22 protein-coding genes are annotated in these 12,099 nt (G+C 67.1%); all 22 read right to left on the bottom strand.

The window, feature by feature from the left end; genetic code table 11:
• Nucleotides 1–8: 8 nt before the first annotated feature.
• The 22 genes from rplO to ACIP37_RS23320 all read right to left on the bottom strand — a co-directional run bounded on the left by rplO (nucleotide 9) and on the right by ACIP37_RS23320 (nucleotide 12,032).
• Nucleotides 9–461 carry a 50S ribosomal protein L15 gene (gene rplO, locus ACIP37_RS23425; protein ID WP_255752515.1) on the bottom strand — a complete coding sequence of 151 codons (453 nt, stop codon included), beginning with the start codon at nucleotides 459–461 and terminating at the stop codon, nucleotides 9–11.
• Nucleotides 462–463: 2 nt separating this feature from the next.
• The gene (gene rpmD, locus ACIP37_RS23420; protein WP_030055835.1) at nucleotides 464–646 is read right to left on the bottom strand and encodes a 50S ribosomal protein L30; all 183 of its coding nucleotides are present in this window, start codon (nucleotides 644–646) and stop codon (nucleotides 464–466) included.
• Nucleotides 646–1,269: a 30S ribosomal protein S5 gene (gene rpsE / locus ACIP37_RS23415; RefSeq protein ID WP_030055834.1), complete on the bottom strand. Its 624-nt coding sequence runs from the start codon at nucleotides 1,267–1,269 to the stop codon at nucleotides 646–648. The genes rpmD and rpsE overlap by 1 nt, the downstream gene beginning before the upstream one ends.
• 48 nt (nucleotides 1,270–1,317) lie before the next feature.
• Nucleotides 1,318–1,701: a 50S ribosomal protein L18 gene (gene rplR, locus ACIP37_RS23410; protein WP_030280785.1), complete on the bottom strand. Its 384-nt coding sequence runs from the start codon at nucleotides 1,699–1,701 to the stop codon at nucleotides 1,318–1,320.
• A 3-nt stretch (nucleotides 1,702–1,704) separates the two neighbouring features.
• Complete coding sequence (gene rplF, locus ACIP37_RS23405) at nucleotides 1,705–2,244, bottom strand: 50S ribosomal protein L6 (protein ID WP_030055832.1); 540 nt, start codon at nucleotides 2,242–2,244, stop codon at nucleotides 1,705–1,707.
• A 22-nt stretch (nucleotides 2,245–2,266) separates the two neighbouring features.
• Nucleotides 2,267–2,674, bottom strand: a complete 408-nt coding sequence (gene rpsH / locus ACIP37_RS23400) for a 30S ribosomal protein S8 (protein WP_030055831.1) — start codon at nucleotides 2,672–2,674, stop codon at nucleotides 2,267–2,269.
• A gap of 269 nt (nucleotides 2,675–2,943) precedes the next feature.
• A complete protein-coding gene (locus tag ACIP37_RS23395; RefSeq protein ID WP_030055830.1) occupies nucleotides 2,944–3,129 on the bottom strand; it encodes a type Z 30S ribosomal protein S14 in 186 nt (61 codons plus the stop codon).
• 4 nt (nucleotides 3,130–3,133) lie between these two features.
• Nucleotides 3,134–3,703 carry a 50S ribosomal protein L5 gene (rplE, locus tag ACIP37_RS23390; protein ID WP_030393302.1) on the bottom strand — a complete coding sequence of 190 codons (570 nt, stop codon included), beginning with the start codon at nucleotides 3,701–3,703 and terminating at the stop codon, nucleotides 3,134–3,136.
• Nucleotides 3,703–4,014 (bottom strand): 50S ribosomal protein L24, encoded by a 312-nt coding sequence (gene rplX / locus ACIP37_RS23385; RefSeq protein WP_030055828.1) that lies wholly within the window; start codon nucleotides 4,012–4,014, stop codon nucleotides 3,703–3,705. Before rplX ends, rplE begins: the two co-directional genes overlap by 1 nt.
• Before the next feature lie 15 nt (nucleotides 4,015–4,029).
• On the bottom strand, nucleotides 4,030–4,401 hold the full coding sequence (gene rplN / locus ACIP37_RS23380; RefSeq protein ID WP_030393301.1) for a 50S ribosomal protein L14: 372 nt from the start codon (nucleotides 4,399–4,401) through the stop codon (nucleotides 4,030–4,032).
• A 102-nt stretch (nucleotides 4,402–4,503) separates the two neighbouring features.
• The gene (rpsQ, locus tag ACIP37_RS23375; RefSeq protein ID WP_030055826.1) at nucleotides 4,504–4,776 is read right to left on the bottom strand and encodes a 30S ribosomal protein S17; all 273 of its coding nucleotides are present in this window, start codon (nucleotides 4,774–4,776) and stop codon (nucleotides 4,504–4,506) included.
• Nucleotides 4,776–5,000, bottom strand: a complete 225-nt coding sequence (rpmC, locus tag ACIP37_RS23370) for a 50S ribosomal protein L29 (protein ID WP_063348970.1) — start codon at nucleotides 4,998–5,000, stop codon at nucleotides 4,776–4,778. Before rpmC ends, rpsQ begins: the two co-directional genes overlap by 1 nt.
• Nucleotides 5,000–5,419, bottom strand: a complete 420-nt coding sequence (rplP, locus tag ACIP37_RS23365) for a 50S ribosomal protein L16 (RefSeq protein ID WP_030055824.1) — start codon at nucleotides 5,417–5,419, stop codon at nucleotides 5,000–5,002. Before rplP ends, rpmC begins: the two co-directional genes overlap by 1 nt.
• Nucleotides 5,420–5,424: 5 nt before the next feature.
• On the bottom strand, nucleotides 5,425–6,249 hold the full coding sequence (gene rpsC, locus ACIP37_RS23360) for a 30S ribosomal protein S3 (protein ID WP_363580113.1): 825 nt from the start codon (nucleotides 6,247–6,249) through the stop codon (nucleotides 5,425–5,427).
• Nucleotides 6,249–6,596 (bottom strand): 50S ribosomal protein L22, encoded by a 348-nt coding sequence (rplV, locus tag ACIP37_RS23355; protein ID WP_363580111.1) that lies wholly within the window; start codon nucleotides 6,594–6,596, stop codon nucleotides 6,249–6,251. The genes rpsC and rplV overlap by 1 nt, the downstream gene beginning before the upstream one ends.
• 50 nt (nucleotides 6,597–6,646) lie before the next feature.
• Nucleotides 6,647–6,928, bottom strand: coding sequence for a 30S ribosomal protein S19 (gene rpsS / locus ACIP37_RS23350; protein WP_030055821.1), 282 nt, complete (start codon nucleotides 6,926–6,928; stop codon nucleotides 6,647–6,649).
• 11 nt (nucleotides 6,929–6,939) lie between these two features.
• Nucleotides 6,940–7,776, bottom strand: a complete 837-nt coding sequence (gene rplB, locus ACIP37_RS23345) for a 50S ribosomal protein L2 (RefSeq protein ID WP_063348968.1) — start codon at nucleotides 7,774–7,776, stop codon at nucleotides 6,940–6,942.
• Nucleotides 7,777–7,819: 43 nt separating this feature from the next.
• Nucleotides 7,820–8,140, bottom strand: a complete 321-nt coding sequence (gene rplW / locus ACIP37_RS23340; protein WP_063348967.1) for a 50S ribosomal protein L23 — start codon at nucleotides 8,138–8,140, stop codon at nucleotides 7,820–7,822.
• On the bottom strand, nucleotides 8,140–8,817 hold the full coding sequence (rplD, locus tag ACIP37_RS23335; RefSeq protein ID WP_350877106.1) for a 50S ribosomal protein L4: 678 nt from the start codon (nucleotides 8,815–8,817) through the stop codon (nucleotides 8,140–8,142). Before rplD ends, rplW begins: the two co-directional genes overlap by 1 nt.
• 4 nt (nucleotides 8,818–8,821) lie before the next feature.
• On the bottom strand, nucleotides 8,822–9,469 hold the full coding sequence (gene rplC / locus ACIP37_RS23330) for a 50S ribosomal protein L3 (protein WP_327677876.1): 648 nt from the start codon (nucleotides 9,467–9,469) through the stop codon (nucleotides 8,822–8,824).
• Nucleotides 9,470–9,483: 14 nt separating this feature from the next.
• Entirely contained in the window at nucleotides 9,484–9,792 is a 309-nt protein-coding gene (rpsJ, locus tag ACIP37_RS23325; protein WP_012785157.1) for a 30S ribosomal protein S10, read from the bottom strand.
• A 419-nt stretch (nucleotides 9,793–10,211) separates the two neighbouring features.
• A complete protein-coding gene (locus tag ACIP37_RS23320) occupies nucleotides 10,212–12,032 on the bottom strand; it encodes a hypothetical protein (protein ID WP_363580108.1) in 1,821 nt (606 codons plus the stop codon).
• Nucleotides 12,033–12,099: the final 67 nt, after the last annotated feature.

Here is a 12,099-nt window from a genome sequence, read left to right as displayed (position 1 = left end):
CAGCGGGCTCAGACGAGCTCGGTGACGGTACCGCCGGCGGCGGTGATCTTCTCGGCGGCGGAGCCGGAGACGGCGTCGACCGTCACCTGCAGCGCAACCGAGATCTCGCCGGTGCCGAGCACCTTGACGAGGGAGTTCTTGCGAACCGCGCCCTTGGCGACCAGGTCCTCGACGGTGACCTCTCCACCCTGCGGGTAGAGCTCGGCCAGCTTGTCGAGGTTGACGACCTGGAACGTGATCTTGAACGGGTTCTTGAAGCCCTTCAGCTTCGGCAGGCGCATGTGGAGCGGCATCTGGCCACCCTCGAAGCGCTGCGGAACCTGGTAGCGGGCCTTGGTGCCCTTGGTACCACGACCGGCGGTCTTACCCTTGGAGCCCTCACCACGACCCACGCGGATCTTGTCGGTCTTGGCACCCGGGGCGGGACGCAGGTTGTGGATCTTGATCGGGTTGTCGCCCATGATCAGTCCACCTCCTCAACCGTCACCAGGTGACGGACCGTGTGGGCCATCCCGCGGATCTCGGGACGGTCCTCCTTCACCACGACGTCGTGCATGCGCTTGAGACCAAGCGAACGCAGGGTGTCACGGTGATTCTGCTTGCTGCCGATGTACGACTTGGTCTGCGTGATCTTCAGGCGAGCCATCAGGCGCTCACCCCTGCAGCACGCGCCCGCAGCAGAGCGGCGGGGGCCACGTCCTCCAGCGGCAGGCCACGACGAGCGGCGATCTCCTCGGGGCGCACGAGGCCCTTCAGAGCAGCCACGGTGGCGTGCACGATGTTGATCGCGTTGTCCGAGCCGAGCGACTTCGACAGGATGTCGTGAATGCCGGCGCACTCCAGGACGGCGCGCACCGGACCACCGGCGATAACACCGGTACCGGGGGCGGCGGGCTTCAGGAGCACGACGCCGGCGGCCTTCTCACCCTGGATCGGGTGCGGGATGGTGCCCTGGATACGGGGGACCTTGAAGAAGTTCTTCTTGGCCTCCTCAACACCCTTGGCGATGGCGGCCGGAACCTCCTTCGCCTTCCCGTAACCGACACCCACGGTGCCGTCACCGTCGCCCACCACGACCAGCGCGGTGAAGCTGAAACGACGACCACCCTTGACAACCTTGGCGACACGGTTGATCGCGACAACGCGCTCGACGTAAGCGGTCTTCTCGACGGCGGGGGCGTTGCCCCGGTCGTCACGCTTACGGTCGCGCCGCTCGCCACCGCCGGTGCCACCGCCGGCGCCGCTACCGCGGCGCTGGGGTCCAGCCATTGGAATTACCTCTCTCGATTACGTCCGTCGACTGAGTCGACGAGCGGCTTAGAAGTCGAGCCCGGCCTCGCGAGCCGCGTCCGCCAGGGCGGCGATGCGGCCGGCGTACCGGTTGCCCGCGCGGTCGAAGACGACCGACTCGATGCCGGCAGCCTTGGCGCGCTCGGCGACCAGGCTCCCGACCTTCTTGGCCAGCTCGGTCTTGTCGCCCTCGGCGCCCTTGATGGACACGTCGAGGGTGGACGCCGACGCCAGGGTGTGACCCTTGGCGTCGTCGATGACCTGGGCGACCATGTGACGGTTCGAGCGCGTCACGACGAGGCGCGGACGCACCTCGGTGCCGACGACGCGCTTGCGAACGCGGATCGCGCGGCGCTTACGAGCGGCGCTCTTGTAGGCGTTGCCCTTGCCGATCTTGACAGAGACGCTCATCGCTTACTTACCACTCTTTCCGACCTTGCGGCGGATGACCTCGCCCGCGTACTTGACGCCCTTGGCCTTGTACGGGTCGGGCTTGCGCAGCTTGCGGATCTTCGCGGCGACCTCGCCGACCTTCTGCTTGTCGATGCCGTCCACGTGGAACTTGGTGGCCGACTCGACGACGAAGGAAATGCCCTCGGGGGCCTCGACCAGGATCGGGTGGCTGTAGCCCAGCTGGAACTCCATGTCGGAGCCCTTCGCCAGAACTCGGTAGCCGACACCGCTGATCTCCAGCGACTTGCGGTAGCCCGCGGTCACGCCGGTGATCATGTTCGCCACCAGCGTGCGGGAAAGGCCGTGCAGGGCCTTCGACAGACGCTCGTCGTTGGGGCGGGTGACGAGCAGCGTGCCGTCCTCGCCCTTACCGATCTCGATCGGCGCGGCGACAACGTGGGTGAGGGAGCCCTTGGGGCCCTTCACCGAGACCGCCTGGCCATCGATGGTGACGTCCACGCCAGCGGGGACCTGGATGGGCAGCCGTCCAATGCGCGACATTGCTGTACCTCCGTTTCCCGAATTACCAGACGTAGGCGAGAACTTCTCCGCCTACGCCCTTCTTGGCGGCCTGCTTGTCGGTGAGGAGACCCGAGGACGTGGAGATGATCGCCACGCCCAGGCCGCCGAGCACCTTCGGCAGGTTGGTGGACTTTGCGTAGACCCGCAGGCCCGGCTTGCTGATCCGCTTGATGCCAGCGATCGAGCGCTCACGGTTGGGACCGAACTTGAGCTCGATGGTCAGCTTCTTGCCGACCTCGCCCTCAACGGGCTCCTCAACCTTGTAGGAGGAGATGTACCCCTCCTGCTGCAGGATCTCGGCGACGTGCGCCTTGATCTTGCTGGCCGGCATCGCCACGGAGTCGTGGTACGCCGAGTTAGCGTTACGCAGACGCGTGAGCATGTCTGCGATGGGGTCGGTCATGGTCATGATGGCCTCAGGCCTCTCTCGCCGTGGTTTCTCCGCGCCAGGTCCCCCCGCCGCACTCCGAGGAGTGCGGCAGGGGCACAGACGCAGGGGACCTGCGGCGTCGTAAGACTGGGTGCGAGCCCTCCGAAGAGGGTCGACGGCAGCTACGGAGCTGCCGCGACAGGGGGCCCGACCTCACTACCCTACGGGATTCCGTACGCAGCCCCAAAAAAGGGGCTCTGTGGGGTCGGGCACACCTGCTTCGCTATGGCGTTACCGCGAGGTCCTGGTTACCAGGAGCTCTTGGTCACGCCCGGCAGCTCGCCGCGGTGCGCCATCTCACGAAGGCAGACACGGCAGAGGCCGAACTTGCGGTACACCGAGTGCGGACGGCCGCAGCGCTGGCACCGGGTGTAGGCCCGGACGCCGAACTTCGGCTTGCGCTCGGACTTCGCGATGAGGGACTTCTTCGCCATGTGGTTACGCCTCCTTGAACGGGAAGCCCAGAGCGCGCAGGAGCGCCCGGCCCTCGTCGTCGGTCTGGGCGGTGGTCACGACGGTGATGTCCATACCGCGCTGACGGTCGACCTTGTCCTGGTCGATCTCGTGGAACATGACCTGCTCGGTCAGACCGAAGGTGTAGTTGCCACGGCCGTCGAACTGCTTCGGGGAGAGGCCACGGAAGTCACGGATACGCGGCAGGGCCAGCGACACCAGACGGTCCAGGAACTCCCACATGCGGTCACCACGGAGGGTGACGTGGGTGCCGATCGGCTGGCCCTCACGCAGCTTGAACTGCGCGATGGACTTGCGAGCCTTCGTCACCGCCGGCTTCTGACCGGTGATGGCGGTGAGGTCGCGGATCGCGCCCTCGATCAGCTTGCTGTCACGGGCGGCCTCGCCGACACCCATGTTGACGACGACCTTGACCAGGCCGGGCGTCAGCATGACGTTCTCGTACGAGAACTGCTCCTGCAGCTGACCCTTGATCTCGGAGTTGTAACGCTCCTTGAGACGGGGGGTCACCTTCTCAACAGTCGTCTCAGACATCAGATGTCCTCACCGGTTCGCTTGGCAACGCGGATCTTGTTGCCCTCGTCATCGAAGCGGTAGCCAACGCGGGTGACGACCTTCTTGCCGTCCTTCTCCACGACCAGCTGGACGTTGGAGACGTGCACCGGGGCCTCGACGGTGACGATGCCACCCTGAGTGCCCGGGCCCGGCTTGGTGTGCTTCTTGACCCGGTTCACACCCTCGACCAGGACCTTGTTCTCGGCGGGCATGGCCTGGATGACCTTGCCCTGCTTGCCGCGGTCCTTGCCGGTGATGACCTGAACCAGGTCACCCTTCTTGATCTTCATGCTGTTCGCCATGAGTTAGAGCACCTCCGGCGCAAGCGAGATGATCTTCATGAACTTCTTGTCACGCAGCTCGCGGCCCACCGGGCCGAAGATGCGGGTACCACGGGGGTCACCATCGGTGTTCTTCAGAACGACCGCGGCGTTCTCGTCGAAGCGGATGTACGAGCCATCCGGACGACGACGCGACTTCACGGTACGGACGACGACGCACTTGACGACGTCACCCTTCTTCACCGAACCGCCGGGGATCGCGTCCTTGACGGTCGCGACGATGACGTCCCCGATGCCGGCGTAGCGACGACCGGAGCCACCGAGAACGCGGATGCAAAGGATTTCCTTCGCGCCCGTGTTGTCGGCGACACGCAGTCGCGACTCCTGCTGGATCACAGCTTTCTCCTGATCGTCAACGAGAGCTGACGGGCCGGCCGCTGCTCACACCAGCGCCCACGAGGGGCCTGGTGCACATACGGCCGTACCGCATCAACTTCGTTACTTGGCCTTCTCGAGGATCTCGACGACGCGCCAGCGCTTCGTCGCGGACAGCGGGCGGGTCTCCGCCAGGAGGACCCGGTCGCCGATGCCGCAGGCGTTCGCCTCGTCGTGCGCCTTCAGCTTGTTCGTACGGCGGATGACCTTGCCGTACAGAGCGTGCTTGACGCGGTCCTCGACGGCGACGACGACGGTCTTGTCCATCTTGTCGCTGACGACGAGACCCTCACGGGTCTTGCGGAAACCGCGCGTCTCGTTGGTGTTCTCAGTCATCAGGCGTTCTCCACCGTCTCGATGCCCAGCTCGCGCTCGCGCATCAGGGTGTAGATCCGCGCGATGTCCTTACGGACGAGCTTGAGCCGTCCGTGGTTGTCGAGCTGCCCGGTCGCCGCCTGGAAGCGGAGGTTGAACAGCTCCTCCTTGGCCTCACGGAGCTTGGCAACGAGACCCTCGTTGTCCAGCTCGCGGAGGTCAGCAGCCTTGGTGCCGGCCGACATCAGCTCTCACCTGCCTCGCGCCGGATGATCCGGCACTTCATCGGGAGCTTGTGAGCAGCGCGGGTCAGCGCCTCACGAGCCACCTTCTCGTTGGGGTACGACAGCTCGAACATGACCCGACCCGGGTGCACGTTCGCGATCCACCACTCGGGCGAACCCTTACCGGAACCCATGCGGGTCTCGGCCGGCTTCTTGGTGAGCGGACGGTCCGGGTAGATGTTGATCCAGACCTTGCCGCCACGCTTGATGTGACGGGTGACGGCGATACGAGCGGACTCGATCTGCCGGTTCGTCACGTAGGCCGGGGTGACGGCCTGGATGCCGTACTCGCCGAAGGCGAGCTCGGTGCCACCCTTGGCAGCGCCACGGCGCTTGGGGTGGTGCTGCTTGCGGTGCTTGACCCGACGGGGGATCAGCATTGGAGTCAGGCCTCCGTTCCGGTGTTCTCGGCAGCCGGAGCCTCGGCGGCCGGGGCCGCGGAGGCCTCGGCAGCGGCGGGGCGACGGCCACGGCCACCGCGCTCGCCACCACGGCGCTCGCCACCGCGGGCGGGACGACCACCCTCGGGACGGGCCGGGCGGTTGCCCGAGCGGGCAGCGGCGTTCTCAGCGCGGACCTCGGCGATGTTCTTGACGTCGCCCTTGTAGATCCAGACCTTCACACCGATGCGGCCGAAGGTCGTCTTGGCCTCGAAGAAGCCGTAGTCGACGTTCGCGCGCAGGGTGTGCAGCGGCACACGGCCCTCGCGGTAGAACTCCGAACGGCTCATCTCGGCGCCGCCGAGACGACCGGAGCACTGGACCTTGATGCCCTTGGCGCCGGACTTCATGGTGCCCTGCATCGACTTGCGCATGGCACGACGGAAGGAGACGCGGGAGGACAGCTGCTCCGCGACGCCCTGAGCCACGAGCTGGGCGTCCAGCTCGGGGTTCTTGACCTCGAGGATGTTCAGCTGGACCTGCTTGCCGGTCAGCTTCTCGAGGTCGCCGCGGATGCGGTCGGCCTCGGTGCCACGGCGGCCGATGACGATGCCGGGGCGAGCGGTGTGGATGTCAACGCGGACGCGGTCGCGGGTGCGCTCGATCTCGACCTTGGAGATGCCGGCGCGCTCCATGCCCTTCGTCATCATGCGACGAATGGCGACGTCTTCCTTGACGTAGTCCTTGTACAGCTTGTCGGCGTACCAGCGGGACTTGAAGTCCGTGCTGATGCCAAGGCGGAACCCGTGCGGGTTAACCTTCTGGCCCATTACCGGGTCCCTTCCTTGCTGCTGACGACCACGGTGATGTGGCTGGTCCGCTTGCGGATCCGGAAGGCACGACCCTGCGCACGCGGACGGAACCGCTTCAGGGTCGGGCCCTCGTCAACATACGCCTCGCTGATGACGAGGTCGTCCACGTTGGAGTGGTTGTAGTTGTGCGCGGCGTTGGCAATGGCGCTGTCGAGCACCTTGCCGACGGGCACGGTGGCGGCCTGCGGAGCGAAACGCAGGACGGCCTGGGCCTCCGTGGCCGGCAGGCCACGGATGAGGTCCACCACGCGGCGGGCCTTCATGGGCGTGACGCGGATGTACCGCGCCTGGGCCCTGGCTTCCATGGTTGTCCCCTTGCTGGTGTAAGTCATTGAGTCGGTAATCTCGCTGGCGACTAGCGACGCTTCGACTTGCGGTCATCCTTGACGTGACCGCGGAAGGTACGCGTCGGCGCGAACTCGCCGAGCTTGTGGCCGACCATCGACTCGGTGACGAACACCGGGACGTGCTTACGGCCATCGTGCACCGCGATCGTGTGGCCGAGCATGGCCGGGAAGATCACGGAGCGACGGGACCAGGTCTTGATGACGTTCTGGGTACCCGCCTCGTTCTGCGCGTCCACCTTCTTGAGAAGGTGGCCGTCGATGAAGGGGCCCTTCTTGAGACTGCGCGGCATCTGACCTGCTCCTAGCGCTTCTTGTTGGTCTTGCGGCGGCGCACGATGAGGGCGTTCGAAGCCTTCTTCGGGCTACGAGTGCGACCCTCCTTCTGGCCCCACGGCGAGACCGGGTGGCGGCCACCAGAGGTCTTACCCTCACCACCACCGTGCGGGTGGTCGATCGGGTTCATGGCGACACCACGCACGGTCGGGCGGACGCCCTTCCAGCGCATGCGGCCGGCCTTGCCCCAGTTGATGTTCGACTGCTCGGCGTTGCCGACCTCACCGACGGTGGCGCGGCAGCGCGCGTCCACCAGGCGGATCTCACCGGAGGGCATGCGCAGGTGCGCCATCTTGCCCTCACGCGCCAGCAGCTGGATGCCGGCACCGGCGGAGCGGGCCATCTTGGCACCGCCACCGGGACGCAGCTCCACCGCGTGGATGGTGGTACCGACCGGGATGTTGCGAAGCGGCAGGTTGTTGCCCGGCTTGATGTCGGCGCCAGCGCCGTTCTCGATCCGGTCACCCTGCGCGATACCGCGCGGCGCGATGATGTAGCGCTTCTCGCCGTCCGCGTAGTGCAGGAGCGCGATGCGCGCGGTGCGGTTCGGGTCGTACTCGATGTGCGCGACCTTGGCCGGCACGCCGTCCTTGTCGTGACGACGGAAGTCGATCACGCGGTAGGCGCGCTTGTGACCGCCACCCTGGTGGCGAACGGTGATCCGACCGGCGTTGTTACGGCCGCCCTTGCTGTGCAGGGGGCGAACCAGCGACTTCTCCGGCGTGGACCGCGTGATCTCTACGAAGTCGGCCACGCTGGAGCCACGACGGCCCGGCGTAGTCGGCTTGTACTTGCGGATGCCCATTTGGCTCTCTCGTCCTCGTCCTTATCGACGATCACGATCTCCGTTAGGAGACCGGACCACCGAAGATGTCGATGCGGTTGCCCTCAGCCAGCGTCACGATGGCGCGCTTGGTGTCCTTGCGCTTGCCAAAGCCCGTCTTGGAGCGCTTGCGCTTGCCCTGACGGTTGAGCGTGTTGACGGACTCGACCTTGACCGAGAAGACCGCCTCGACGGCCTGCTTGATCTGGGTCTTGTTGGCACCGGGCGACACGACGAACGTGTACTTGTTCTCGTCGAGGAGCGAGTAGCTCTTCTCCGAGATGACCGGCTTCACCAGGACGTCACGGGGGTCCGTGAACGTCTTGCTCGTGATCTCTGCAGCCATCAGGCGGCGCTCCCTTCGAGCTCGCCCTCAGCAGCCACGGCCTTGGCGGACGCGGCGGGACCCGCCACGAAACGCTCGAAGGCGGCCTGGGTGAAGACCACATCGTCGGAGACGAGCACGTCGTAGGTGTTCAGCTGACCGGCGTCCAGGATGTGCACGTGCGGCAGGTTGCGGGCGCTCTTCAGACCCAGCTCGTCGGCACGCTCGACGACGAGGAGGATGTTCTTGCGCTCGGTGATCTTGCCGAACAGACCCTTGGCGGCCTTGGTCGACGGCGCCTCGGCCGCGATCACGTCGGTGACGACGTGGATGCGGTTGTGGCGGGCCCGGTCGGTGAGCGCACCGCGCAGGGCGGCGGCGATCATCTTCTTCGGGGTCCGCTGCGAGTAGTCGCGCGGCACGGGACCGTGCACGACGCCACCGCCGGCGAACTGCGGGGCGCGGGTCGAGCCCTGACGGGCGCGGCCGGTGCCCTTCTGGCGGTACGGCTTCTTGCCGCCACCGCGGACCTCGGCGCGAGTCTTGGTCTTGTGGGTGCCCTGACGGGCCGCAGCGAGCTGCGCCACGACGACCTGGTGCATCAGCGGAACGCTGACCTTCGCGTCGAAGATCTCGGCCGGCAGCTCGAGGCTGCCGGTCTTGTCGCCCGAGGGCGACAGGATGTCAATGGTGCTCATATCCTCACAGCCCCTTCGCCGCAGTGCGGACGAGGACGAGGCCGCCGTTCGGGCCCGGGATTGCGCCCTTGATCAGGAGCAGCCCCTTCTCCGCGTCAACGGCATGGATGGTCAGGTTCTGGGTGGTCACACGCTCGTGGCCCATCCGGCCGGCCATCCTCACGCCCTTGAACACGCGACCCGGGGTGGCGCAGCCACCGATCGAGCCGGGCGAGCGGTGCTTGCGCTGCACACCGTGACCGGCGCCGAGGCCCCGGAAGTTGTGGCGCTTCATGACACCGGCGAAGCCCTTGCCCTTGGAGGTGCCGGTCACGTCGACCTTGACACCCGCCTCGAACAGCTCCGCGGTGATCTCCTGGCCGAGGGTGTACTCGGACGCGTCCGTGGTACGGAGCTCGACCAGGTGGCGGCGCGGGGTGACACCGGCCTTGGCGAAGTGGCCCGCGAGGGGCTTGTTCACCTTGCGGGGGTCGATCTCGCCGAAGCCGATCTGGACGGCGTCGTAGCCGGCCGGACTGTCAGCGGTGTGGACCTGGGTCACGACATTGGGCCCAGCCTTGACGACGGTCACCGGAACGATCCGGTTGTTCTCGTCCCAGACCTGGGTCATGCCGAGCTTCTCGCCCAGGATGCCCTTAATCTGCTTAGCCATCTTCGGTGCGCCTCTCAGAGCTTGATCTCGATGTCGACGCCAGCCGGCAGGTCGAGACGCATGAGCGAGTCAACCGTCTTCGGCGTGGGGTCGAGGATGTCGATCAGACGCTTGTGAGTACGCATCTCGAAGTGCTCGCGCGAGTCCTTGTACTTGTGCGGCGAGCGGATGACGCAGTACACGTTCTTCTCAGTGGGCAGCGGCACCGGGCCTGCGACCTGCGCACCAGTACGGATCACCGTCTCGACGATCTTCTTCGCCGAGGAATCGATGACCTCGTGGTCGTAGGCCTTGAGCCGGATGCGGATCTTCTGTCCCGCCATGGCTACTCAGTAGTCCTTTGTCCTTAGTCACTGCACGACCACCCTCCGACCCCCGCGCTCGGGCGTGTCGCACTCGCGCTTGCAAAAAACCGGCGAACAACTCGTCGGTTTCAAGATTTCGGGGTGGGGGGCCGGGTCGAGGCCCCGCATACGCTTCCCGGAAGATTCCCGTACTTTCGCCCCGCAGCTGCCGTGGCGTCGACTTCACGCTTAACGGCCATCACGGGAACGACGAATACCTGGGACTCGCTTCCAGTCCTCCCGGCGGGAGGCGCGCAGCATCGGCAACTCAACCGAGCAACTTGGACATACTGCCACATGGAGCAGCCCGGATGCCAATCGGGGCCGGTGAGGTCGCCCTCACCGGCCCCGATCGGGTGACCGTCCCCAACCGCGGCGCTCACCGCCGCGGACCCGCGTCACCAGGGTCGCTTGCTCCCGCAGGTCAGCGCCCACTCGTCACCGGTCACGTTGGCGCACCACAGCTGACCCTTGTCGGGCTCGTTGTTGTACTCCTTGAGCTCCTTGTTCACCGGCGCGCAGTCGGTCGGCCCGGCCGGGTCGTACTTCGGGCACTTGCCGTCGCGGTTCACCAGGATGTGCGCGCGCCAGGCGTCCGCGCCCATGTCGATGCCCTTGGCCCCGGCGACCGGCACGAACTCGGGCCTGGTGGTCGGCATGTAGCGGTCCGCCGACCAGGAGGCCGCCATGGTGGCGAACAGCGCCACCGCGCAGACCGCGCCGGCGACCAGCCGGCCGGTGACCGCGGGCCGCAGGGTCAGCGGCGCCGGCCGCCCGTCGGTGCCGACCCGCTGCACCGTGCGCAGCCAACCGGTGCCCCGCTGGACGAGGAACATCAGGCCGAGCACCGCGAGGATCATCAACGCGTAGAGGATGATCCAGGTCGTCCGCGGGTACAGCTGGATGGACTTCGTCTGGGCCATCTGGGAGGCGAACCAGAAGCGCAGCAGCCAGGCGCTGATCAGGGTGGCCGTCACGGTCCGGACGGCGATGCTGCGCAGCCCGAGGCCCAGCGCCAGCGCGACCCCGGCGAGCAGCAGCAGGGTGTAGGCGCTCTGCCCGGCGAGCTCACCGCGCCACGGGAAGTCGTGGTAGTTCAGGTCGCCGTTGCGGTCCGAGGCCCAGCTCATGATGTACGCCGGGTCGATGTACACCGAGAGGTACGCGTACCGGTCCTTGGCCTGGGCGCCCAGCCGCACCAGCTCGTACAGCAGCGGCGAGCCGACCACGCCGGCGCTCACCAGCGTCACGCCGAGGAACAGCAGCGCCCGCTTGATCCGGGCGGCGCCCTGGCGCCACGGGACGACGAACAGCGTCAGGACGAGGACGCCGGGCGCGGCCCAGATGAACCAGCCCGAGTACCAGAGGAACATCAGGCCGAACGAGACGCCGAAGCCGAGGCCGCGCAGCACCGTGGACCGGGTGGACAGCTCGTGCGACCGGCGGAGCTCCCGCAGGGCGGCGGCCAGCATCGGCACCATGACCAGCATCGTGACGTGGCTGTACGGCCGGATCGGGTCGAGGAAGAGGATCGCCGACGGGACGGCGATCAGCAGCGCCCAGACCGGCCGCAGCATCAGCCGCCAGGAGAGGTACGCCATCGGGCCGACCAGTGCGCTGCAGATCAGCTGGACGTCCTTCATGGCGTAGCCGACGCCGCCGACGCCGCCGTAGAACAGCTTCGACCAGACCGCCAGCAGCGCCGGGAAGCCGGGCGGGTAGACGCCGGGCAGGCCCTTGCCCCGCAGCATGTCGTTGGCCATGCCCATGAGGTTGCCCGGGTCGCCCTCCTGACCGCCGAGGCCCCACTGGGTACCGTTCAGCGCCACCGCGATCCCGCCCGCGACCGCACCGGTGGCCAGTCCGGCGACGGCCGCGCAGACCAGTCGCTGGGCCAGCTGGTACCGGGCCAGGCTGCCCCGGTAGGCGGCGTACAGCAGCACCGCCAGGATGGGCAGGCCCACGATGGCGGCGTACTTCTGGAGCATGGCCAGACCGCTGACCTGGCCCACCCGGTTCAGCGGGTTGACGTCGATGCGGGTGCAGAGCAGCGCGAAGCCGAACGCCGCCACGATCGAGACCAGGGCCTCGGCCGAGCGGACCGCCCAGGGGCGCTCCAGCAGGCCGTCGAGCCGTCCGGGGCGGGGCGCGATCGCGCCCTCCGGTTCGAGCGACTCCTTGCTGGAGCCGCCGACCGGGCTGGTGGCCAGATCAGTCATGTCAGTCACTTCCGTGCAGTGGCCACGTCCGATGAGTGGCGAAGGATGGCTCAGTGGACCGGCGATC

The organism is Kitasatospora sp. NPDC088861, assembly GCF_044750105.1.
Lineage (GTDB): Bacteria > Actinomycetota > Actinomycetes > Streptomycetales > Streptomycetaceae > Kitasatospora.
The sequence above is the reverse complement of the archived record's forward strand: the minus strand, read 5'-3'. Positions and strand labels throughout refer to the sequence as shown.